The 20,834-nt window shown below is 59.9% G+C and carries 20 protein-coding genes and 1 pseudogene; 15 read left to right on the forward strand and 6 right to left on the reverse strand.

Features of this window, described 5'->3' with window-relative positions:
- The first annotated feature begins 372 nt into the window (after positions 1-372).
- From aroC to efp, 6 genes and pseudogenes are all read left to right on the forward strand, one after another.
- A complete protein-coding gene (aroC, locus tag HCH03_RS08945) occupies positions 373-1,545 on the forward strand; it encodes a chorismate synthase (RefSeq protein WP_221689226.1) in 1,173 nt (390 codons plus the stop codon).
- Positions 1,542-2,129 (forward strand): shikimate kinase, encoded by a 588-nt coding sequence (locus tag HCH03_RS08950; protein ID WP_221689227.1) that lies wholly within the window; start codon positions 1,542-1,544, stop codon positions 2,127-2,129. Before aroC ends, HCH03_RS08950 begins: the two co-directional genes overlap by 4 nt.
- Positions 2,114-3,223, forward strand: coding sequence for a 3-dehydroquinate synthase (gene aroB / locus HCH03_RS08955; protein WP_221689228.1), 1,110 nt, complete (start codon positions 2,114-2,116; stop codon positions 3,221-3,223). Before HCH03_RS08950 ends, aroB begins: the two co-directional genes overlap by 16 nt.
- Before the next feature lies 1 nt (position 3,224).
- Positions 3,225-3,641, forward strand: a pseudogene (aroQ, locus tag HCH03_RS08960) (type II 3-dehydroquinate dehydratase); the annotation flags it as partial.
- Between the two features lie 183 nt (positions 3,642-3,824).
- A complete protein-coding gene (locus HCH03_RS08965; protein WP_246599919.1) occupies positions 3,825-4,916 on the forward strand; it encodes an aminopeptidase P family protein in 1,092 nt (363 codons plus the stop codon).
- Positions 4,917-4,994: 78 nt separating this feature from the next.
- Entirely contained in the window at positions 4,995-5,555 is a 561-nt protein-coding gene (gene efp, locus HCH03_RS08970; protein ID WP_080144600.1) for an elongation factor P, read from the forward strand.
- 59 nt (positions 5,556-5,614) lie between these two features.
- Here efp and HCH03_RS08975 read toward each other — a convergent pair whose 3' ends face one another.
- From HCH03_RS08975 to HCH03_RS09000, 6 genes are all read right to left on the reverse strand, one after another.
- On the reverse strand, positions 5,615-6,247 hold the full coding sequence (locus tag HCH03_RS08975) for a tyrosine-protein phosphatase (RefSeq protein WP_080144601.1): 633 nt from the start codon (positions 6,245-6,247) through the stop codon (positions 5,615-5,617).
- A 48-nt stretch (positions 6,248-6,295) separates the two neighbouring features.
- Positions 6,296-7,219, reverse strand: a complete 924-nt coding sequence (locus tag HCH03_RS08980; RefSeq protein ID WP_221689229.1) for a CpsD/CapB family tyrosine-protein kinase — start codon at positions 7,217-7,219, stop codon at positions 6,296-6,298.
- A 2-nt stretch (positions 7,220-7,221) separates the two neighbouring features.
- Positions 7,222-7,884 (reverse strand): YveK family protein, encoded by a 663-nt coding sequence (locus tag HCH03_RS08985; protein ID WP_080144603.1) that lies wholly within the window; start codon positions 7,882-7,884, stop codon positions 7,222-7,224.
- Between the two features lie 50 nt (positions 7,885-7,934).
- Positions 7,935-8,978 carry an LCP family protein gene (locus tag HCH03_RS08990; RefSeq protein ID WP_221689230.1) on the reverse strand — a complete coding sequence of 348 codons (1,044 nt, stop codon included), beginning with the start codon at positions 8,976-8,978 and terminating at the stop codon, positions 7,935-7,937.
- A 133-nt stretch (positions 8,979-9,111) separates the two neighbouring features.
- Complete coding sequence (locus tag HCH03_RS08995; RefSeq protein ID WP_246599904.1) at positions 9,112-9,954, reverse strand: class B sortase; 843 nt, start codon at positions 9,952-9,954, stop codon at positions 9,112-9,114.
- Between the two features lie 159 nt (positions 9,955-10,113).
- A complete protein-coding gene (locus HCH03_RS09000) occupies positions 10,114-10,680 on the reverse strand; it encodes a hypothetical protein (RefSeq protein WP_221689232.1) in 567 nt (188 codons plus the stop codon).
- Between the two features lie 790 nt (positions 10,681-11,470).
- Here HCH03_RS09000 and loaP point away from each other — a divergent pair.
- The 9 genes from loaP (at position 11,471) to HCH03_RS09045 (ending at position 20,825) form a co-directional block, all read left to right on the forward strand.
- Entirely contained in the window at positions 11,471-11,995 is a 525-nt protein-coding gene (loaP, locus tag HCH03_RS09005; RefSeq protein WP_080145308.1) for an antiterminator LoaP, read from the forward strand.
- 205 nt (positions 11,996-12,200) lie between these two features.
- Entirely contained in the window at positions 12,201-12,851 is a 651-nt protein-coding gene (locus tag HCH03_RS09010; protein WP_221689233.1) for a sugar transferase, read from the forward strand.
- A 60-nt stretch (positions 12,852-12,911) separates the two neighbouring features.
- Entirely contained in the window at positions 12,912-14,045 is a 1,134-nt protein-coding gene (locus HCH03_RS09015; protein ID WP_246599921.1) for a glycosyltransferase family 4 protein, read from the forward strand.
- A 46-nt stretch (positions 14,046-14,091) separates the two neighbouring features.
- Positions 14,092-15,648 carry a heparinase II/III family protein gene (locus HCH03_RS09020; protein WP_221689235.1) on the forward strand — a complete coding sequence of 519 codons (1,557 nt, stop codon included), beginning with the start codon at positions 14,092-14,094 and terminating at the stop codon, positions 15,646-15,648.
- Positions 15,649-15,695: 47 nt separating this feature from the next.
- A complete protein-coding gene (locus tag HCH03_RS09025; protein WP_221689236.1) occupies positions 15,696-16,727 on the forward strand; it encodes a hypothetical protein in 1,032 nt (343 codons plus the stop codon).
- Entirely contained in the window at positions 16,724-17,842 is a 1,119-nt protein-coding gene (locus HCH03_RS09030) for a hypothetical protein (protein WP_221689237.1), read from the forward strand. Before HCH03_RS09025 ends, HCH03_RS09030 begins: the two co-directional genes overlap by 4 nt.
- Positions 17,839-18,498: a GNAT family N-acetyltransferase gene (locus HCH03_RS09035; RefSeq protein WP_221689238.1), complete on the forward strand. Its 660-nt coding sequence runs from the start codon at positions 17,839-17,841 to the stop codon at positions 18,496-18,498. Before HCH03_RS09030 ends, HCH03_RS09035 begins: the two co-directional genes overlap by 4 nt.
- Complete coding sequence (locus tag HCH03_RS16810) at positions 18,495-19,580, forward strand: glycosyltransferase family 4 protein (RefSeq protein WP_221689239.1); 1,086 nt, start codon at positions 18,495-18,497, stop codon at positions 19,578-19,580. Before HCH03_RS09035 ends, HCH03_RS16810 begins: the two co-directional genes overlap by 4 nt.
- An 18-nt stretch (positions 19,581-19,598) precedes the next feature.
- Positions 19,599-20,825 (forward strand): nucleotide sugar dehydrogenase, encoded by a 1,227-nt coding sequence (locus HCH03_RS09045; RefSeq protein WP_221689240.1) that lies wholly within the window; start codon positions 19,599-19,601, stop codon positions 20,823-20,825.
- The last annotated feature ends 9 nt before the right edge of the window (positions 20,826-20,834 follow it).

The raw sequence follows: 20,834 nt of genomic DNA on the forward strand, positions 1-20,834 counted from the left end.
GATCTCGCGGCGATCCCGCGGACTCGCGTACCGAAGTACGCGTCGCCCGCGCGATCCCCACGATCTCGGGCACGAGGACGGCCCTCGCTGACTTACTACGCCAACCTGGGCGGCAGTTTTCGCGCTTCGCGCGAACGGGCGCTCTGGAGAGCGCCCCTACGGTCAACCCGCACGACCGTTTTCGCGCTGCGCGCGAACGGGCGCTCTGGAGAGCGCCCCTACGAGGCAACCTGCACGGTTTGGTCTGCGAGCTTTGCCTCCGACCAGCGCCCCTTCATGGCGATCTGGTACGACGCGCGAACCGTCGTTCGCCTCGCCCGGCGGCTGCGGTACAATAGGCGCAAAACGGCGACAGCGGGAAAGCGAAACACTATGCGCTACATGACAGCGGGCGAGAGCCACGGGCCGGCCCTCACGGCCATCGTGGACGGCGTGCCGGCGGGCCTCAAGATTTCGGAAGACCAGATCAACAGCGACTTGGCACGCCGCCAGTCCGGCTACGGGCGCGGCGGGCGCCAAGCCATCGAGCGCGACCGCGTGTCCGTCACCGCCGGCATGCGCTTCGGGCGCACCATCGGGTCGCCCGTGGCGCTCACCGTGGCCAACCGCGATTGGGAGAACTGGACGGATCGCATGGCGGCGTTCGGCGATGTGCCGTCCGACCTGGTGCGCGAGGTGTGCCCGCGTCCCGGTCACGCCGATCTCGTGGGTGCCCTCAAAACGAACACCGACGACTGCCGCAACATCCTCGAACGCGCGAGCGCCCGCGAGACGGCTGCGCGCGTCGCGGCCGCCGGCATCGCGCGCGAGTTTTTGGCCGAGCTGGGCGTGGAGGTGTTCTCCTATGTGGCTTCCATCGGCGGCGCGTCCCTCGACGAGGACGACCCGATGCTCGCCGCGCCCGACTACAAGCCGCTCGACATCGAGCTTTCCGACGTGCGCTGCCCGAGCGAGGAGGCCACCGAGGCCATGAAGGCCGAGATCGACGCCGCCCGCGAGGCGGGGGAGAGCCTGGGCGGCACGTTCCGCATTGTGGCCACGGGCCTCTTGCCCGGTGTGGGCGGCTACGCCACGACGGGCGAGCGTTTGACGTCGCGCATCGGCGCCGTGCTGTTCTCCATCCCGGCCATCAAGGGCGTGGAGTTCGGCTTGGGGTTCGAGGCCGCGCGCCGGCCCGGTTCGCAGGTGCACGATCCCATCACGGTGGATCGCAAAGCCGGCTTCACGCGCACCCGCAACAACGCGGGCGGCCTGGAGGGCGGCATGACCACGGGCCTGCCGCTCATCGTCACGGCGGCCATGAAACCCATCCCCACGCTCATGACGCCGCTTTCCACGGTGAACCTGGACACTTTGGAGCCCGAAGAGGCCTCGCGCGAGCGCAGCGACGTGTGCGCGGTGCCCGCCTGCGCCGTGGTGGCCGAGGCCGAGGTGGCGTTCGCGCTGGCCGACGCGTATCTGGAGAAATTCGGGCACGACAACATGACCGACATCAAAGCCGCCGTGAAGTCCTATCGGCAGCGTTTGCGGACGATCTCGCGATGACGCGCGTAGACGGGTCTAGCCTGCAGTCGCACAACCGCCCTGCGCGCGTCGTGTCCGAGCTGGCCAAGCCGGTGTTCTTCGTGGGCTTCATGGGCGCGGGCAAAACGTCCGTGGCTCGGAAACTCGCCCGCACCTGCGGCATCGCGTCGATCGACGTCGACACTTACCTGGAGCGGCGCGAGGGAAAGCGCGTGAAGGAGCTCTTCGCCGAAGTGGGCGAGGAGGGTTTCCGCGCCATCGAGACCGACGTGCTGCGCGAGCTGGCGGAGAAAGATCCGCTGCTCGTATCGTGCGGCGGCGGCGTGGTGCTACGGCCCGAGAACCGCGCCCTCTTGGCCGAGAAGGGTTACGTGGTGTACCTGCAGGTCACGGCCGACGAGGCCGCGTCGCGCATCAGCGATCTGTCCACGCGCCCGCTGTTCCAGGACCTCGGTACCGCCCGGGCCACCATCGAAGGGCGCCTGCCGCTGTACGAGGGCGTGGCCGACGCCGTGGTGGACACGTCCGGCAAGAGCGTTTCGGCTATCGCGCGCGAGGTGCGCGGCGTGTTGGAGAGGGAAGGTATCCTGTGGCAACGAAAGTGATCGTGAACATCCCCGGCGAGGAATCCTACGACGTGCGCATCGGCGCCGGCGTGCTCGATTCGCTCGGGCGCCGCATGCGCGGCGTGCCCGCACTCGAGCAAGCGGAGCGCGCGCTCGTCGTGACCGATTCGAACGTGGCACCGCTCTATCGCGACCGGGCGAAAGAGTCGCTCGCTGCGGCCGGTTTCCGCACGTCGGACATCGTGGTGCCGGCAGGCGAGGACACCAAGTCCGTCGAAGTGGCGGGCGAGCTCTGGGAAGCCATGGCGCAGCTCAAGCTCGGCCGCGACTGCGTGGTGGTGGCCCTGGGAGGCGGCGTGGTGGGCGACTTGGCAGGCTTCGCGGCGTCCACCTACATGCGCGGCGTGACGCTCGTGCAGGCGCCCACCACCCTGTTGTCGATGGTGGATTCGTCGGTGGGCGGCAAGACGGGCGTGAACCTGGCGGCCGGCAAGAACCTCGTGGGCACGTTCAAGCAGCCGGCATACGTATGCGCCGACACCGGCACGCTCGCCACGCTGCCCGAGCGCGAATGGACGTGCGGTTGCGCCGAGATCGCCAAATCGGCGGTCATCGACTCGGACGAGTTCTTCTTCTGGCTGGTCGACGCGGCCGACGCGCTCGCGGCGCGCGAGGACGGGGCCGTGTCCGAGGCCATCGCCCGGTCGGTGGTGTTCAAGGCCGACGTGGTGGCGCAGGACAAGACGGAGAGCCGCGGCGTGCGCGAGTGCCTGAACTACGGGCACACGCTCGGCCATGCCGTGGAAACGCTCGCGGGCTACGGCACGTTCTCCCACGGCGCGGCCGTGGCGGAGGGCATGCGCTTCGCGGCCCGGCTGGGCGCGGAGCTCGTCGGCGCCTCCGCCGACTTCGTGACCGCGCAGGACGACCTGCTCGACGCCCTGGGCCTTTTCGCGCTCGCTTGGTCCGCCGAGCCCGCCGCCCTGCTCGACGCCATGAAGCGCGACAAGAAGGCCCGTCGCGGCCAGGTGCGCTTCGTCCTGCCGCGCGACGTGGGCGCGTGGGAGCTGCTCGATGTGGACGATGCCGTCATCCTGGAGCATCTGGACGCCTGGGCGCGATCGAAGGAGTGACATGAAGAAGATCCTACTGCTCAACGGCCCCAACCTGGACATGCTGGGGGCGCGGGAACCTGCCGTGTACGGACGGGAGACTCTCGCCGACCTCGAGCGCTTGGTGAAGGAGCACGGCGAGCGCTGCGGCGTATCCGTGGCTTGCTTCCAGTCGAACAGCGAGGGCGAGCTCGTCGACGCCATCCACGGCGCACGCGACGCGTACGACGGCATCGTGTACAACCCCGGCGCCCATACGCACTACTCCTACGCGCTGCGCGACGCCGTGGGCGGCATCGACGTGCCTTGCGTGGAGGTGCACATTTCCGATGTGGACGCCCGAGAAGCGTTTCGCCGCGTATCGGTCATAGCGCCCGCCTGCGTGGCCCAGGTGAAGGGACGCGGCTTCCAAGGGTACTGCGACGCCGTGGACCTGCTGCTCGAGGGCGCGTCCGAGCGCCTCGGCGAGGGTTACGAGCAGCGCTACCCGGCCGGTCAGGTGATCGTGGGCGGCCGCGACGAGCGCTGCGATTGCGGTGCGCGCGCAGACGAAGCAGCCCCCTCCGAGCTCGATGCCGCCGCCCTCGCCCAACCCCGTGCCTCCGAGCGTCGCCTTGCCCGCCTGCGCGTCGCCTGCGACGAAGACGGCATCCGCTCGTTCTTCGTGCGCGGCACCTCGAACATCGCCTGGCTCACCGCCTTCGACGGGGTGTTCGACGACGAGGACGCCCACGTGTTGCTGGTGACGCCGCACGACGCCGTCCTGCACACGGATTCGCGCTATGTCGAAGCCGCCCGCGCGGCGGCCGCCGACGGCCCCATCGTTGTCGATGACGCGCGCAAGAGCCACGCCGCGTTCGTGGCCGAAATCTTCGCCGAACGCCATGCCGGGCAGGACGCCCCCATCGTCCTCGGCATCGAGGACGCCATCGCGCTCGGCGAGTACCGCGCGCTCGAAGCCGCGTTCGCCGACGTTGTCGAACCGCCCCGTCTGCGCGAGACCAGCCGCTTCGTCTTGAACCTGCGCGGCGTGAAGGATGCCGGCGAGATCGCGCGCATGCGCGCCGCGCAGGCCGTCACGGATGCCGCGTTCGCCCATATCGTCGGTTTCATGCGCGTCGGCATGACCGAGCGCGAGGTGCAGATAGAGCTCGAGGACTTCATGCGTCGCCACGGTGCCGAAGGCCTCGCGTTCCCCTCCATCGTAGCCGCGGGGGCCAACGCCGCGAGCCCGCATGCCGTGCCCGGCGACGCGCGCCTCGAAGCGGGGCAGTGCGTCGTGCTGGACTTCGGCGCGCGGGCGCACGGCTACTGCTCCGACATGACCCGCACCGTGTTCCTCGGCGAGCCCGACGCGCGCCTGCGCGAGGCCTATGCCGCCATTCGCCAAGCGAACGAACAGGTGGAAGCCGCGCTCAAGCCCGGCGTGACGGGTGCCGCCATGCACGAGCTGGCCGAGAGCGTGCTGGCCGAGGCCGGCTTCGCCGGCAAAATGGGGCACAGCCTGGGGCATGGCGTGGGGTTGGACATCCACGAGGAGCCGAACCTCTCGCCGCGCAACCCGAATCCGCTGGTGGAAGGCAACGTGGTCACGGTGGAGCCCGGCGTGTACCTGCCGGGCGAGTTCGGCATGCGTCTGGAGGACTACGGCGTCGTAACCCATGATGGTTTCGCAGTTTTCACTCAAACGACGCACGACATGGTTATAATATAGCGGCAAAAAACTTACGTGCCGCTGCTTGAACGGAACGGTTTGCGGGTCGGTGCGTGCAATCGAAAGGAATCATCGAACATGGCAATTTCTACCGCCGACTTCAAGAACGGCATGTGCATCGAGTACAACGGCAAGCTGTGCACCATCGTGGAGTTCCAGCACGTCAAGCCCGGCAAGGGCGGCGCCTTCGTCCGCACGAAGCTGCGCGACATCAAAACGGGTCGCGTCATCGACAACACGTTCAACGCCGGCGTGAAGGTGGAGTCCGTGCGCCTCGAATCGAAGAAGCTGCAGTATCTGTACAACGACGGTGCCGACTTCAACTTCATGGACAACGACACCTTCGAGCAGATGGCCATTTCCGCCGACATGGTGGGCGACGTGGCGAAGTGGCTCAAGGAGAACGACGAGGCCACGCTGCTGTACGCGGGCGACGAGCTCATCAGCGTCGAGCCGCAGATGTTCGTTGAGCTGGAGGTCACCGAGACCGATCCCGGCTTCAAGGGCGACACCGTCCAGGGCACCACGAAGCCCGCGACGCTCGAGACGGGTGCCGTGGTGCAGGTTCCCATGTTCATCGAGCCCGGCGACGTCCTGCAGATCGACACCCGCGACGGCCGTTTCATCAAGAGGGTTTAAGGTTCGGCTAGGCTAGGCTGACCGACATCGTTCAAAAAGCGCCGCCCTTCGGGGCGGCGCTAGTATTTCTGGGCGATTTTCAGGGCCTTGCGGTAGTCCGCGTAATCCTCGACGCAGTGGGCGTCCGAGGCGATGTAGTCCACCAGGTCGTTCTCGAGCAGCTGCAGGGCAGCGCGTTTGCTGTTGCTGCGGAACCCGCCGGCGGCGAAGTTGCCCGACAGCTGCAAGAGGCAGCCCAGATCCTTCATCTCCACGGCCACGTCGATGTCGTTCTGCACGGGACGGTAGCGCTCCGGATGGGCGATGATGGGCTGGATGCCGCGCCCCTGCAGGCTGTAGACGATACGCTGCCAGTTGGGCGGCAGGCTGGCCACGCCGAACTCCAGCAACAGCAGGTTCGTGCCCTCGAAGCACAACCGCTCCGCGTTTTCGATGCCGAAGTTCACCAGGTTCTCCCAGTACACCTCGAAACCCAAGGTCATCTCGAAGCCTTGGGAATGAGCGAACCGGCTGAGCACGTCGAAATGATCGACGATGCGCTGGTAGTCGAACCGCGACCCGCGACAGTGCGGGGTGCAAACGATGTTGTCGATACCCGAATTGCGGGCGGCGTTGAGCATGGCCTGCGATTCGGCGAAATCGTTCGATCCGTCGTCGACGTCGAACAGGATATGGCAATGAAGGTCGAACATCTTGGTGCGGCTTCGCGGTGCAAACCCGATCGGTCGGCTAAAGCCGGCTTACGATCGCGTCCTGTTCTTGTGACGCGGGGCCTTCTTGCCGCTCGGCGTTACGGCTTTGAACGCGTTGGGCGCGTAGGGGTTGCCCGCACCTGCGCCACCGACGCCGGGAGCGGCGGTACGAGGCTGCGAGGCCCTCGCCGAGGCCTGGCGGCGAACGGGAGGCTGCGTGTCCTGCTCCCACGCCACCGGGTTGTTCAGCTCGGCCGGCATGGCGGCGGGCTCGAGGTCCTCCTTGTTCACGCGCTTGCCGTCCTGCGTGTAATAGGCGTAGTAGTAGCTGCTCTCGTCGTCGGAGCAGAACGTCATGACCGTGCCCAGGATGCGGGCGTCCGCCACACGCAGCTGCTGCGCGCATTTGGCCACCAGGGCGCGCTTCGTCTGGTTCTGACGGATGACGAGTAGCGTGCCGTCCACCAAGCTGCTGAGGATGGCGGCGTCGACGAACAGCGACACGGGCGGCGTGTCGAAAATCACGTAGTCGAACGAATCGCGCAGCTTGTCCACGAGCGACGCGAAGCGCTTCGTGCTTAGGATGTCGGCCGGACTGGGAATGTTCGGCTCGGCGTCCAGGAAGTACAGGTTCGGTATATGCGTCGGCATGATGGCGTCGTTGAGCGACGCGGAGCCCGACAGGGCGGCGTACAGGCCGTTGGCCGGGTGAATGTCCAGCAATTTACCCAAGGAACGGCGCCGCATGTCGGTTTCCACGATGAGCACCTTCTTGCCGGAGGTGGCGATCGCGTTTGCCAGGTTCGTGGACACGATGGTCTTGCCCTCGTTCTGCTCCGAGGACGTGACCACGATCGTCTTCACCTTCTCGTCCACCGAGGCGAAGCGGATGTTCGCCAGCAGCGTCTTGGAGGCGTTGGAGAGCTGCGGATGCTCGAAACGCGCGAGGATCTTCTTGTCTTTTCTGGCCATGGTTAGTTCCCCTTACCCTTCAGCGAGGGCATGCGGCCCAAAACGGGCAGCCCCAGCAGTTCTTCGGCTTCTTCGGGGTTCTTCACCGTGGTGTCGACCAGGTCGAGCAGCACGATGAGCGCCACGGCGAAGAACAGGCCCGCCAAGAAGGCGACGGCCGTGTACATGATGCGGTTCGGGCCCGACGGCGCACTCGGCACCTGAGCGGCGTCAACGATGTTGACGGCCTTGAGCTCCATGACCTCCACGGCGGTGTCGGCCGTCTGCTTGGCCAGCTCGTTCGCGATCTGGGTCACGGCCTCGGGTTTCTTGCCCGTCACGCTCAGCGTGATGACGCGGTTCGTGGTGGCGGACGTCACCTTGATGTCGTAGCCTTTGAGCGTGCTCATGCCGAGCGACTGGGCCGTGGCGTCGATGACGCGGTTCGATTGAGCCATCACGGCGATGTCGTTCGCGAGCTGCTGGCTGGCGGCGGTGTCGCTGCTCGTGATGTTCGAGCTTTGGTCGTCCGTCTTGTTGAGCACGTAGAGCGACACGTCGGAGGTGTAGTCGTTCGACATGAACCCCCAGCAGTAGGCGGCGGTGGCTCCTGCGAACACCAAGGGGAATATCACGACGAGGTACCACTTCTTTCGAAGCAGATGCAGCAATTCAAGCAAAGTCACGGGTTATCTCTCCTTATAAGCCCTGGCAACAGCTACGTTGATAGTCGACGTCAGTCGACCTGATGGTAGTACACGCTCAAAACCGTCTCGTACGTGGCGTTCTTGTCGAGATAGTACTCGGCGTACTTCTCGCCTTGCTTCATCTCGCCGGTCAGCGTGACCACGTCGAGGCCGGTGATGCCGTTCGAAAGCACCGACGTGGCGAGATAGCTGAACTCGTTGACGCCCAGGTTGGTAATGGAGTACTCGCCTGCCGTGTTGAAGATGTCGATCAGCGTGCCCACACTGCCCTGCGCTGCCTCGAGGGTCTGGCCGGCGAACGCTTTGATGTACTGCACCTGGCGAGCTTGACGATCAAGCGAAGAGGTAAGCACCGACGTGTCTCGCCATTGCACGTACTTCAGCGCGTTGCTGCCGAACAGCACGGTGTCCTCGCCTTCGACGATGCCGGTGTTCGGAATGCTCTGCAACGGCGTGAGCGCCACGCCGCCGATGGAGTCGTTCAAAGGGCCGACGCCGCTCAGGTCGAGCGCGAAATAGTAGGAGATGGGCATGTTGTAGAGCATGCGGGAGGCAACCGTCGTAGTGTACTGGCAGCTGGTATCCCTGCCGTCGCCGTAGCTGTACGCCAAGCACAGCTGCATCTTGTCCAAGCCGATGAACGCGTCGCCCACGAACTCGCCGACTTCGACCATGCTGTCGCGCGGCAAGCCGATAGCGGTGATCTTGCCGGTGTCCGTGTTCAGCGCCATCACCATGACGGCGTCAGCCTGGCCTGCCCTTTCGCCAACCTCGGCGGGTGCCGTGCGGTCGAAGCCGATGATGCAGACGGATACCATGTTCTCGTTGAGGGCATAGGTGTGCCCGTTGTACTTGACGGTTTTGCCTTCGTCGTACGTGACGGCGTTCTCGGCGGTTTGGATGTCCTCGGCCTGCGCGGCTTCGCGAATGGCGCCCTCGCCGGCCTTGATGGTGCTCATGACGCCCCAGGCCGCGCCGCCGCCCACCAGCACCACGACCGCCAACACGATGAGCGCGACGCGAACGCGCTTCTTGCGTTTGGTATGGCTCCGCTTGCGCTTGCGGATGAGCACTTCCTGGTTCTGCGAGGTAGCCTGCTGGGCTGCGAAGAACTCCGACGAGTCGGCTCGCCCCGAACCGGGCTGACTCGGAGCCGGCGTAGAGGGCGGCCTGTTCTGCGCCGAACGAGAAGGCTGCTTCGGTCTATCAGTAGGTCGGTTGGTCATCGATCAAAACTCCAGTAACGATATAGCGGCTACTCGTGTGGTTGGTGTCGCTCATGCACGTGCTCAACTGCACTATCTTATCATCAATTGACAGTTCCGTGTCAGTTCTGGTGTTAACCAGCAGAGAATCCGGATGCATAACGAAGTCGAAGTACTCCTGCAAAACGGCAGGGCTCGAGAAGTCGTACGAGTTGAGAATGTGGCGATCGTCGTACAGATACGCCGAGACGATGCGGTAGGTGAGCACGTGGCCCGGCGTGTAGATGTACATGGTGTCGTTCTCGTTGAAGAAATCCTCGTTCTCGAAGTAGTGCAGTGTGGAGAACATGGTGCCGTTCTGCAGGTTGTGCCCGTACAACACGGTAACCGGGTCGCTGAAGTCGGTGTTGTTGGCCATCTCGGTGTAGATGGCTCCCTCGACGGCGTACTCGCCGTCTTTATTGTGGTCGAGATAGAGGAAGTCGTTCGTTGCGCTTTGAAGCACGGGCAGGTTGACGTCGGTATGGGGAATGTATATCCACGAGTAGATGTCGGGGTTCTCCTGTTTAAGGGAGGTGAAGTCGATGGGGTTCTCCACGCGGTTGTCGGGGGCGTCGTCTACGGGCTGCTCCATAATGGGCTCTGGTGTGTTTTTGATTTCCTCAGCAGCACGGTCGAGCTCGTGTTGCTGCCAAATCAGATAGCCGCATCCGGCGGCCACGCCGCACAGGAGGATGATGAGAACCACCGTGAGCACCACGATGGAACGCTTCTTCTTTTTCGCTTCGGGCGAGCCCGCTGGTTTCGCGTGCTTCGGTTGAAGGTCGTCGTTTCTTAGGTCCATCGGCGCTTTCGGCATAGAGGATACCGCTCGCTTTCACAATTTCTTCGATAGGGTAAATGCTTTGCCTATGGTATCAAACCGTTTGCATATAAAAGAAGAGACCTGTTGTAAAACAGGTCTCTTCGATACAAGCTCTATAAGGTTACGAAAAGCTCGATGCTATTCGGTGACCTTCTTGCGCAGGGCGACGAACACGGCGCCGGCAGCGATAGCCGTGACGACCGTGGCGCCAGCAACGGTGCCGAGATCAACACCGGTCTGCGGGGACGTGGAACCAGCGTTGGTCGTCGAGGAGGAAGCAACATCGCCGATGACCACGGAGAAGATCGACAGCTTGTCGACCGTGAACGTGATCGTGCCGTCGGATCCGACAACACCCGTGATGTTCTCGCCGGCCGTGCCATCGCTATGCTCAACATAGATCGTGAAAGCATGGTTGGCGTACTGGCTGCCAACGTTGAAAGACACGGTGACGCCGCTGGCGTCCGGGGTGCCTACGATTTCGAAAGAAACCAGCGGCGTGACGCCTTGGGGAACCGTGCTAGCGGCATGCGGCGCAATGGTGGGAGCGCTAACGCTGCCGGACTTAGCCTGCACGGTGACCGTCGTTCCGTTCACATCGCCCGACGTATTCGAACCAACCGGGCTCGGGGCCGCCCATGCCAGCGTCGGGAGCGCCAACATCATAGCTGCGGCGCAAGCAATTGCCACAATCTTCTTCTTCATGAATCCTTCTTTCCTTGGGGTGCTCTCTTCACGCGAACACAGGTTTACAGCTTTAACTCCATTGAATGATACCGGCCGCTCGATGCGTTTGTCAATGAGAAATTGATATTTTGCCTCGTAGACGTAGTAATTCCTCGATATTGGGGCATTCGGCGTGTTGCGCAATAAATAGGCGACGGGGAAACGAGGAGTGCTATTTCGGGCGATAAGTGAAGATGATTGACGAGATAATGGAATATGCCTTACAAATCCTTCACATCGCGGCAACGAGTGAATCTTCCTATACATTTGTTCTAAACCGGTTGATTGGAGAAAACGGAAGGGGATGGTCTTGACCGAAAAAAGGGTTCGCGGAGAAAAGAATCTTCACATTTAGCGTTGCTAAACTGTAAACCAGAACCTATGATCTATAATAACAACCGCCAGTTTTATCAGGTAATACATAATCTTTTGCTATGTATTTTGACGAGGGTGTTGCCTGTGGCGGCTGGTAAAAGCCGATTTTGATGGGCGTGCATTGCGGGTGAGCGCGCTTTCGGCGGACCGAAAGATGTTTGTGGAAAATATGAAGGGCTGCATGGTGGCTTTTTGATCGTGCGGGCCTTTCTCCTTCTTTCGGGCTCGTTTCGGCTGCGGCGGTAACGCTGCGAAGCATATCTTATGAGCGAGGGATCGTCGCTGGGTGCGCGTCTCGTTGCGAGTAAGAGGATGAATACCGTTGTTGTTTCGCATCGCCTTGCGGCGAATGGCGAAGCCGTTTTCATGTATGGCGTTCGACAGGAGGCCAACCATGTGGTACGTCGTTCAGGTTATCGGCGGCAGGGAGCGTCGCGTCCTGCGGCTGGTAGAGCAATTCGTCGACGACGATGCGTTGCAGGAGTGCTTCATTCCCCAATACGAGATCATGAAGAAGATCAAGGGGGAGTGGAAGCGTTGCACCGAGATACTGCTTCCCGGATACCTCTTTCTTATAACCGACAAGGTCGACATGGTTGCGGACGAGCTCCGCAAGGTTCCTGCATTCACCAAGCTTTTGGGAAACGACAACGCGTTCATCCCTCTTAACGCGGACGAGATAGCCTTCATCGATTCCTTCACGACGAAAGACCACCGCGTGGTCGAGATGTCGGAAGGGGTGATCGAAGGCGATGAGATATGCATAACGAAAGGGCCTCTCGTGCACCAGACGGCCTTTGTGAAGAAGATCGATCGACATAAGCGCCTGGCTTATTTGGAGGCCACCATGTTCGGTCGGACGCTGAACCTAAAAGTTGGATTAGAGATTGTCAGAAAACGTAAGGGCACATCCATTTGAAGAATCAGCCGGCATGACGGCGGAAGCCGTATTGCCTTTCGAAGAGTTTGTCGCGGACGGTGCTCCGGCCCCGGCGACACCTGCCGTTGGCACCCCTACGTCTCCCAAAAAGTCTGATAACCCGGGTTATGGAAATCTGACCGACGGGGTAACCGACGGTGAGGCCGGGGCGGCCGACGCGGCCGGCGACGGCGGCTGGGGGGCCATGGCCGCGCGCCTGCACCCCGGCGTGGAGGTCCGCCCGCCGCTCTCTCGCATCCCGAACCGGGGCTACGCCCACGCCAAGCGCGCCCTGGACGTCGCCTCCGCCGCGCTCGCCCTCGTCGCCCTCTCGCCCGTGCTGCTCGCCTGCGCCGTCGCCGTGAAGGCCACGAGCCCGGGCCCCGTGCTCTTCCGCCAGGAGAGGTGGGGGCGGGGCCGCACCCGCTTCGAGTGCTGGAAGTTCCGCACCATGGTCGTGGGGACCCCGCCCGACCTGCCGGCGGCGTCCTTCGGGGACAAGGCCGCCTTCATGACGCCCGTGGGGGACTTCCTGCGCCGCTGGTCGCTCGACGAGCTCCCCCAGCTGGCGAACATCCTCAAGGGCGACATGTCGGTGGTGGGCCCGCGCCCCGTCATCGTGCGCGAGGGGCGCCTGATCGACCTGCGCGAGCCCCTGAACGCGACCGCCGTGCGCCCCGGCCTCACCGGCTGGGCCCAGGTCAACGGCCGCAACCTCGTCGACGATGCGGAGAAGGCGTTCCTGGACGGCGAGTACGTGTCCAACATGTCGCTCGCCTTCGACGCGCGGGTGTTCTTCAGGACGATCGCGACCGTGGTCAGCCGGCGCGGGGTTGACCGGGCGGTCGACCGCTAGATGCGCGTGCTCGTCATATGCGAGCATTTCGAGCCGTCGACGGACGCTTGCTCCAAACGGATGACCACCATTGTCGATCGACTCGTCGAGTGCGGGCATCACGTTCGAGTGCTTGCATCCGAAACGAGCCTCGTTGACGAGAACGAGGGTTTCGTCTGCAGGCCATACGTCGACTACTACAGCGCATACCGTATGGACGAGAAGACCCCTATGAAACGCCTGCGGAACAATTTGAGCGAGCTGGCGAATTCGAGGAAGGCGGCTAATGAACTTGACCGCTTCGATTGCGTGGTGGTGACCACGCCGCCGCTCCTATTGGTTTTGAGCGCCCTGTCCATCGCCGAGCGCATGGACGCGCGGCTTGTCCTTGATGTCCGCGACGTCTGGCCAGACGTCGCCTACGAGATGGGAAGTTTTCGGCCGGGAAGCCTCTACGGGCGGACGTTCGAGAGAATCGCCCGAAAGGCATACGCTCGAGCTTCGCTGATCACCGCCGTGACGCCTGGGAAGGTGGCGAAGCTGCGCGAAAAGCTTCCAGAAGGCGAGCAGGAGAAGGTGGCGCTCATTCCGAACGGGTTCGATCTGGCGTTTCTCGAGCAGGAGGAAGGCGGAGACGTCATTGAGCGGCAAATGGCCGGCGATGCGCCGACCTGCGTCTATGTTGGTAACCTCGGGTTTGCCCAAGGACTCACTTCCCTGCTTTGCATCGCGGAGAGATTCCCGGACGTCCGGTTCCTTCTTTTCGGAACCGGTGCCGAAGAGACGCTGCTCGCAAAGCAGATCAATGGACGAGATCTTGCCAATGTGCGGTTGTGCGGGAAGGTCGGCGCGCGGGACGCTTGTGCTATCCTGCGCCGTGCGGACTGCGCCTACGTCCCCTTGGTAAGCTCTGACCTCAGGGACAGCGTCCCGACAAAGCTCTACGAGGCCCTTGGCTGCGGATGTCCTGTTCTGCTCGCGGCGCGCGGCGACTCAGTATCCCTGTTGGACGAGGTCGGACTGGGCTACTCGGCCGCCCCGGAGGACGGCGAGGGGCTCGCGCGAGCATTCGAGAAGCTGCTGGCAACGAAGTGGACCGAGCGGCAAAAGGATACCGCTGCTGCCCGGATAGCCTCGCGCCATTCGCGGCAGGCGGCGGCAAAAGATTTCGAAACCTTGCTGGCGGAGCGGTTCGCCGGGGAGCCCCGTGCTTAGCAGGATCGGGTTTTACTGCCGCACAGTGGGGCGGATGAGGCCGGGCATGGTGATCGCTCGGCTGCGCGGCCAGAGAAAGGTCACGGCGTCCGAGGCGGGGGATCGGCCCGGCTTGCACCGGGACGTCTCGATCCTCGTCCCCGAGACGGACCTCGCCCCGGAGTATCTGGCTCGGTTCGACCTCGAGAGCCTCATGAGCAGCGAGTTCTTGCTCTTGAACGAATACCATGTGGTCGACTTCTCGCGGTGGCATGCCGACGGGGCGTCGCATCTATGGAATTTCAATCTGCACTACTTCGAGTACGCCATCGCGCTCGGCGCGGCGCACAGTCGAGGTGACGCGCGGTGCTATCCGAGATTCAAGGAGTTCGTTGAGAGCTGGATAGACGCCAGTCCGTACGCGGACGGCGACGCTTGGCATCCTTACACGATTTCCCTGAGGCTGGTCAACTGGCTCGTGTGCGTGGATCTGTTCGCGGATTCGCTGGACGAAGACGAAAGGTTCCGCCAGTGTATCGAGCGGAGCATGCGCCTCCAGTACCGGCATCTGCTCGCCAATCAGGAGAAGCACCTGATGGCGAACCACTACTTCGAAAATCTGAAGACGCTTGCGATCTTCTCGAAGCTGTTCGACGAGGACGAGGCGTTCGCCCGAGTCTGGCGCGACCTTGAAGGGCAGCTCGATGAGCAGATCCTTCCCGACGGGGTACATTTCGAGCGCAGCCTCATGTACCACAAGCTTGTCCTCGAGGGGATCGTGCGTACTGCGCTCGTTCTAGAGCAATCGGAAGGCGGCGTTCCCCTGATCCTGCTCGACAAGATGCAGTCTATGCTTAATGCGATGGCATCGCTCGAGAAGGGGATGGGCAAGACTCCCTTTTTTAACGACTCGGCCGATGGTGTGGCCAAGGAGTGCCGTCAGCTCGCTGCGGCGTGCGAAAGGCTGTTCGGCCTTGAATCAGACGACTCCAAGACAGTTTTTCCTGATGCGGGATACTTCAAGCTCTACGACGGTGATATCGCCGTGATGTTCGATGCCGGCGAGCCCGGCCCGGACTACATGCTGGGCCACGCGCACTGCGATTGCCTGTCGTATGAGCTGTCGTATCGGGGAAGCCCCGTGGTGGTGAACTCCGGCACTTATGCTTACCAGAGCGAGCTGCGCTCCTATTTCCGCAGTACCGCCGCGCACAATACCGTGCAGGTGGACGGCGAAGAGCAAATGGAGTGCTGGGGCGAGCATAGGGTTGCTCGAAGGTATGAGCTTGACAAAGCATGTTGCGATGCCGCACGAGGGGTTGCGGAGGCGAGCATCGTGCTTCCGAGTGGAAAAGTGCAGAAACGCCGTATCAAGCTTATAGATAGAGAGTTGGAGGTGCTTGATTCGGCCATTGGTGGTGCGAACGTCCAGTTGACTTCGGTCATTCATATTTTGGATTCCAATCTGGTGGGAATAAGCCTCGAAGACGTCGGGGAGAAGTCGCTCACCACTGGTTTCTATTCTTCCGAGTTCGGCGTTTGCGGGTCGATTCCTAAGCATGTGATCTCGGGAAACAGTTGTACTTGCTACTCGTTGCATTTTGCGGAAGAAGCAGGGGATTGAGTCCGATTCCTGCAACGTGGCCCCGTGACATGAAACCCCTCTGTTGGATGGGGAACGGTGACCTGCTGGGCTATCAGGGCGACTTTATCGTGAGGTGCGGTAAGGCGGGCGGCTTTACCAGAACTGCTCGTTTGCCTTTGCCCGGGATAAAACGGTTTCTCGGGCATGTTCGTCTGGCCTCGCGAATTCTTCGCGTTGAGCCCCGGGTAGCTCTGGAGATTTCGCCTGACTGCATTTTGTTAGCTTGGCAAAGGGCGGTTTTCGCGATCGATCTTTCGGCTAACAGCATTATTAAGGTGCAGGAGGCGCGTGCGGGTTTTTCCGATCCGCTGGCTATATCAAACGGTAACGGCTATGTTTTGGCCGTTTGGGGCGACTACGGCGCTAACAATGATGCGGAATCAGTAAATATATACGGGTTGAACTCGATGCGCGAAGTCGTCATCTTGCACACATTCCCCGCAGGAACCGTACGCCATGTTCACAACGTGGTTCGGCGTCAAAGGGGCGGTTACTACATCTTTACAGGTGACATGGAAACCGCTTCGGGCATCTATCTTGCGCGTGAAGATTTTGCCACGGTTGAACCGATCGCCACAGGCGATCAACGTTTTCGAGCTGTGCGGGGTTTCGATACGTCTGCGGGACTTATCTATGCAACAGACTCGGCGACAACGGAGAATCACGTTTTTCTGCTTGATGAGGATGCCTCGTGCAGTCCTGTTGATATAGGCGCAATCAATGGGCCGTGCATCTACGGTGGCGAGTGCTCAAGCGGGTACCTGTTCACTACTACCGTTGAGCCTGACGAGTCGCTTTCTGGCATTCGATCTCTCCTGTCGCGTAGGCTTGGTCCAGGTGTGAAAACTCGAGAATCGCAGGTGTTGCTTGCAAAGTCAGACGCAGGGCTTGTCGAGATATCTCGTTTCGAAGGCGATGCGCTGCCCATGAAGCTTTTCCAATATGGATCGCTGCAAATTCCTATGGGGACCGCTCCCGAAGGACAGGTTGTGGCATTCGCCCGTTCACTGAGGAAATGCGATGGACGGTTGGTTGAAATCGGAAGCGGTAAGTTGTGATCTTGGATTTCGAAAGAACCCTTCCTGTTGTTATGGGTCTTGGTCCATCCGGCCTCTTTCTTGCACGTCAGCTTTCGAAGCTTGGTTGTCCTGTAGCAGCAATTGCTCGACCTGCCGATGTCGGACTGCATTCTAATAAGATTACGCCGCGTTTGTTGAGAATAGCGACCGATCAAGATGAGGTCGTTTCGTCACTTGAGGCCCTGAGCGGGGAAGCGCGGGAGCGCAAGATCACCATCCTTGTCAGCAGCGACCAATACCTTACCGCGTTGCTTTCTTTGCCGGGAAATCGACTCCTCGCATACGGTCTTTCCGCCGTAGATATAGAGAACTTCGAGCTTATAAACGACAAATCTCGCTTGGGCGGCCGGTTATCTAAGATAGCATCGGTGCCCGAGTCGTATTCCGTAGACAGTATCGATCCGAACGCGTTTCCTTGCATAGTTAAATGGAGGCAAAAGCATTTGGATGTCAAATGCGAAGCGCTTCCCAAAGTTCGGGAGATCCGGTCTTTCTCCGAATTAAAAAAGCTTGCTGGTTGTCTTGCGCGAGAGGGGTTTAGCGTAGATGACTTGATTGTTCAAAGGCTAATTCTTGGCGACAACTCATTTCAGTGCAGCTACGGAGGTTATTACCAAGACGGAAAACTTTTAGCGGGTATTGCCGTTGATCAGGTGAGACAGTATCCGCAGGGCATTTCTGCGTATGTGGTGGAATCATCGAATGAACGAGGTGAGGCGGTCAAGGATGCCGCCGTGAATCTCGCATGCTCTCTTGATTTTTCTGGTTTTCTCGAGGTCGAGTTCAAATTCGATTCGAATACCGGCGAGCTTTTTATCCTCGACGTCAATCCGAGGCCTTGGGGCTGGATTAGCGTGTTGAACGCAAAATACCCCCAATTTCATCGTGTTTTTCTAGGCGAGGAGCCCGAATCGATTCCGGAAAAAGTCGCTTGGCGGACACTGCCGAGAGACCTTTTGGCTAACAAAAATAATATGAATGCCCGGGATGTGCATTCGTCAGAAAAGACATGCCTTGATATCTGGGATGCAAAGGATATGCGCCCCTTCTTTGGCTTAGGGCTAACGGCGATCAAGAAAGCGATAAGCCTATGAAGGTGATCGAGTACCTCAAGCGCGAGGGCGTTAAGGCCACCGTGAAGAAGATAGGTGAGAAAATCACTTTAAAGCCTGGAGCGGACTCCCGTAAAACGCTCTTTCTTGTTTGCAGTGACTTCAAGGAATCACGCCGCGATCAATTCCCGGGTTATGCGTTCGCGCGGCTCGCAGAGGATGATCTCGATGCTTTTGACGAGTTCAACTTCTTTCAGCATATCAAGGGCTGCGACTACGTTGGCCGTGCCGACGACGGAGCGGTTATCTGCATATTCGAAAAAACTATATGTGCCTATGCGTGCTTTGAAATGAATAAAGTGAAAAGGATCCATGGCACGGGCCAATTTGAACTCGCGTCCGATGAGGCATGGATCGGCCCATGCTATGTGGCCAAAGAGCATCGGGGCAGAGGGTTAAATGGTGAGTTGATTCGGACGGCTTCGGCTATGGCGGCTTCGAGGGGCGCAAGACGGCTGTTCACCTCCATCAACGGTGCAAACTTCGCCTCCCAGGCAAGCTTTGAAAAAGCGGGGTTTGAGACGTTTGCGATTTACGACGGCAAATCGAAGTCGATCGTTGCTACCGATAGCGCTCGCTTCGGCATATTCGAGAACAAGGTAATGATCAAGGAAGGCACTGAGAGGATCGCTTTGTGAAAGGGGCGCGCGCAATTACGGTGGTAGGACATTTCGCCTACGCAAGGGGAGACGAAGGCGATAAAAAAGTATTTGGAGGCCAGACGGCGAAATGCCGAACCTTGGCTGGTTACCTAAGCGGCAAATTCGGGTCTGCCTCTCTCGACTACGTTGATACGTACCAATGGAAGCGAAGGCTATTTGACGTCGTATCGCACTGTGTCCGTGCGGCTCGAAGAGGAGATGTCGTTCTTCTCGTGCTTAGCAGGAACGGCCTATCTGCGCTTCTTCCGCTGCTTGTCACCCTGCGTAAGCGCTATTTCTTTGCTATTGGATATGTCGTTGTCGGCGCTTGGTTGGTTGAAGCGTGCAAGGAGGATCGGAAGCTTCTGAGCTCTCTTCAGAAAATCGATGAGATATTTGCAGAAACGACCAAGCAGCGGGATGATTTGAGGAAGCTAGGATTGAGTTGCGTTTCCTATGTTCCCAATGCAAAACATTTGCCGGTATTGGATTGCCCTTGGGACGTTTCTAAGCCGAACGGAGAAGTGCGTTTCTGCACTTTTTCTCGCGTTTGCAAGGACAAAGGGATAACTGACGCAATCGAAGCCGTGTCAATGGCTAATTCAATTCTGGGCTCCGATATCTGCAGACTAGATATCTATGGCACGGTAGATAAGAGCTTCTCCGACGAATTCTACAAACTCGTTGAAGAGAACGCCCATTGCGCTTCGTACAAAGGCAGCGTTCCTGCCGATGAAAGCGTGACCGCTATTTCCTGTTGTGCTGCCCTACTCTTTCCTACCTATCACGACGGCTTTCCCGGAACCGTTATAGATGGGCTTGCGGCAGGTGTGCCTATTATTGCTTATGAGTGGGATTATGCCCATTACGTCATCGACGAAGGGCTGACTGGCGTAATCGTCCCATCTTGCGATATCGATGCCTTGGCGAATGTGATCGTTGATTTCGCATCGAGCCCTTCTAAGTACGAGTATATGCGAAAAAACTGTCTTATAGCGGCAGAGGCGTATCAACCCGAAAACGCCATGAAGCCCATCTTCGATTTTATTCAACAGGGTTCTATTTTGGCGACCGATTAAGGGACGGAGCAGGAACAAATGATCAACGTGATAGGTCTCGGCTATATTGGACTACCTACAGCGCTCATGTTTGCATCGCACGGGGTAGAGGTGGTGGGAACCGATTGCAACGAATATCTCGTAACGACGCTCAAAGCAGGACGCACCACTTTTAAAGAGGCGGGACTCGACGAGCTGTTTGGCCGAGCGGTTGACGCCGGCATCCAGTTCACAACCGACTATCAGTCTTGTGACACTTACGTTATCTCGGTGCCTACTCCCTATGATAAGGCCTCGAAAAAGATTGACCCTTCCTATGTGACGGCTGCGGTTGGGGATGTTGTGAGCGTGTGTCCCAAGGGTGCCACCGTTATCATTGAATCGACCGTATCTCCTGGCACAATCGAGAAATTCGTTCGCCCGGCAATTGAAAGGCGCAACATGGTTGTGGGCGAGGATGTCCATCTGGTCCATGCTCCGGAGCGCATCATCCCGGGAAATATGGTTTATGAGCTGCTTCACAACAATCGGACCGTCGGGGCGGACGATCTGTCGGTGGGAGAACGTGTAAAAGGGCTCTACGCGTCTTTTTGCCAGGGCGAGATTGCGGTTACCGACATCCGTACCGCCGAGATGACGAAAGTCGTTGAGAATACTTTTCGCGATATAAATATCGCTTATGCTAATGAGCTTGCGAAAATCTGCCGTTCGGATGGTATGGACGTACATGAGATCATCCGCATAGCTAACAAGCATCCACGCGTGAATATCCTCTCCCCCGGGCCGGGCGTCGGTGGTCATTGCATTTCGGTTGATCCGTGGTTCCTCGTTGGAGATTATCCCGGACTGGCCAATATCATTCTAGCGGCGCGAAAGATCAACGATTCTATGCCGGACTTTGTATTGGAGCGGGCAAGCTCAATCATGAAAGAGCGCGGCATAGTCGATTCATCCAAAATTGGTATCTACGGTCTTACCTATAAGGAAAACGTGGATGACGTGCGTGAGAGTCCAACGCTGCAGATGCTCGAAAGCATGGAGCGCCATTTAGCTGTAGACGCGTGCAAGGTTTATGACCCGTGGATTGAGGATGACATTGTCCTTAACCAAGTCCATTCGATGGAAGAGTTCCTTGATGGCCTTGAAATGGTGATCGTCATGGTTGGCCATTCTCAAATCAAGGGAAAATCTGAAATGTTCGGTGATCGGGTGTTGTTGGATGCGAGAAATGTTCTTGGAAATGACGATAATGTGTATAAATTATAGGAGCCAGCG

It is taken from the genome of Gordonibacter massiliensis (ex Traore et al. 2017) (assembly GCF_019731765.1).
Classification (GTDB): Bacteria; Actinomycetota; Coriobacteriia; order Coriobacteriales; family Eggerthellaceae; genus Gordonibacter; species Gordonibacter massiliensis.

What these genes read in the sequence shown, in the direction of transcription:
- aroC (WP_221689226.1), top strand. Translation starts at nt 373, where the DNA reads ATGCGCTACATGACAGCGGGCGAGAGCCACGGGCCGGCCCTCACGGCC.
- HCH03_RS08950 (WP_221689227.1), top strand. Translation starts at nt 1,542, where the DNA reads ATGACGCGCGTAGACGGGTCTAGCCTGCAGTCGCACAACCGCCCTGCG.
- efp (WP_080144600.1), top strand. Translation starts at nt 4,995, where the DNA reads ATGGCAATTTCTACCGCCGACTTCAAGAACGGCATGTGCATCGAGTAC.
- HCH03_RS08975 (WP_080144601.1), bottom strand. Translation starts at nt 6,247, where the DNA reads ATGTTCGACCTTCATTGCCATATCCTGTTCGACGTCGACGACGGATCG.
- HCH03_RS08980 (WP_221689229.1), bottom strand. Translation starts at nt 7,219, where the DNA reads ATGGCCAGAAAAGACAAGAAGATCCTCGCGCGTTTCGAGCATCCGCAG.
- HCH03_RS08995 (WP_246599904.1), bottom strand. Translation starts at nt 9,954, where the DNA reads ATGGACCTAAGAAACGACGACCTTCAACCGAAGCACGCGAAACCAGCG.
- HCH03_RS09000 (WP_221689232.1), bottom strand. Translation starts at nt 10,680, where the DNA reads ATGAAGAAGAAGATTGTGGCAATTGCTTGCGCCGCAGCTATGATGTTG.
- loaP (WP_080145308.1), top strand. Translation starts at nt 11,471, where the DNA reads ATGTGGTACGTCGTTCAGGTTATCGGCGGCAGGGAGCGTCGCGTCCTG.
- HCH03_RS09010 (WP_221689233.1), top strand. Translation starts at nt 12,201, where the DNA reads ATGGCCGCGCGCCTGCACCCCGGCGTGGAGGTCCGCCCGCCGCTCTCT.
- HCH03_RS09015 (WP_246599921.1), top strand. Translation starts at nt 12,912, where the DNA reads ATGACCACCATTGTCGATCGACTCGTCGAGTGCGGGCATCACGTTCGA.
- HCH03_RS09020 (WP_221689235.1), top strand. Translation starts at nt 14,092, where the DNA reads ATGGTGATCGCTCGGCTGCGCGGCCAGAGAAAGGTCACGGCGTCCGAG.
- HCH03_RS09025 (WP_221689236.1), top strand. Translation starts at nt 15,696, where the DNA reads ATGGGGAACGGTGACCTGCTGGGCTATCAGGGCGACTTTATCGTGAGG.
- HCH03_RS09035 (WP_221689238.1), top strand. Translation starts at nt 17,839, where the DNA reads ATGAAGGTGATCGAGTACCTCAAGCGCGAGGGCGTTAAGGCCACCGTG.
- HCH03_RS09045 (WP_221689240.1), top strand. Translation starts at nt 19,599, where the DNA reads ATGATCAACGTGATAGGTCTCGGCTATATTGGACTACCTACAGCGCTC.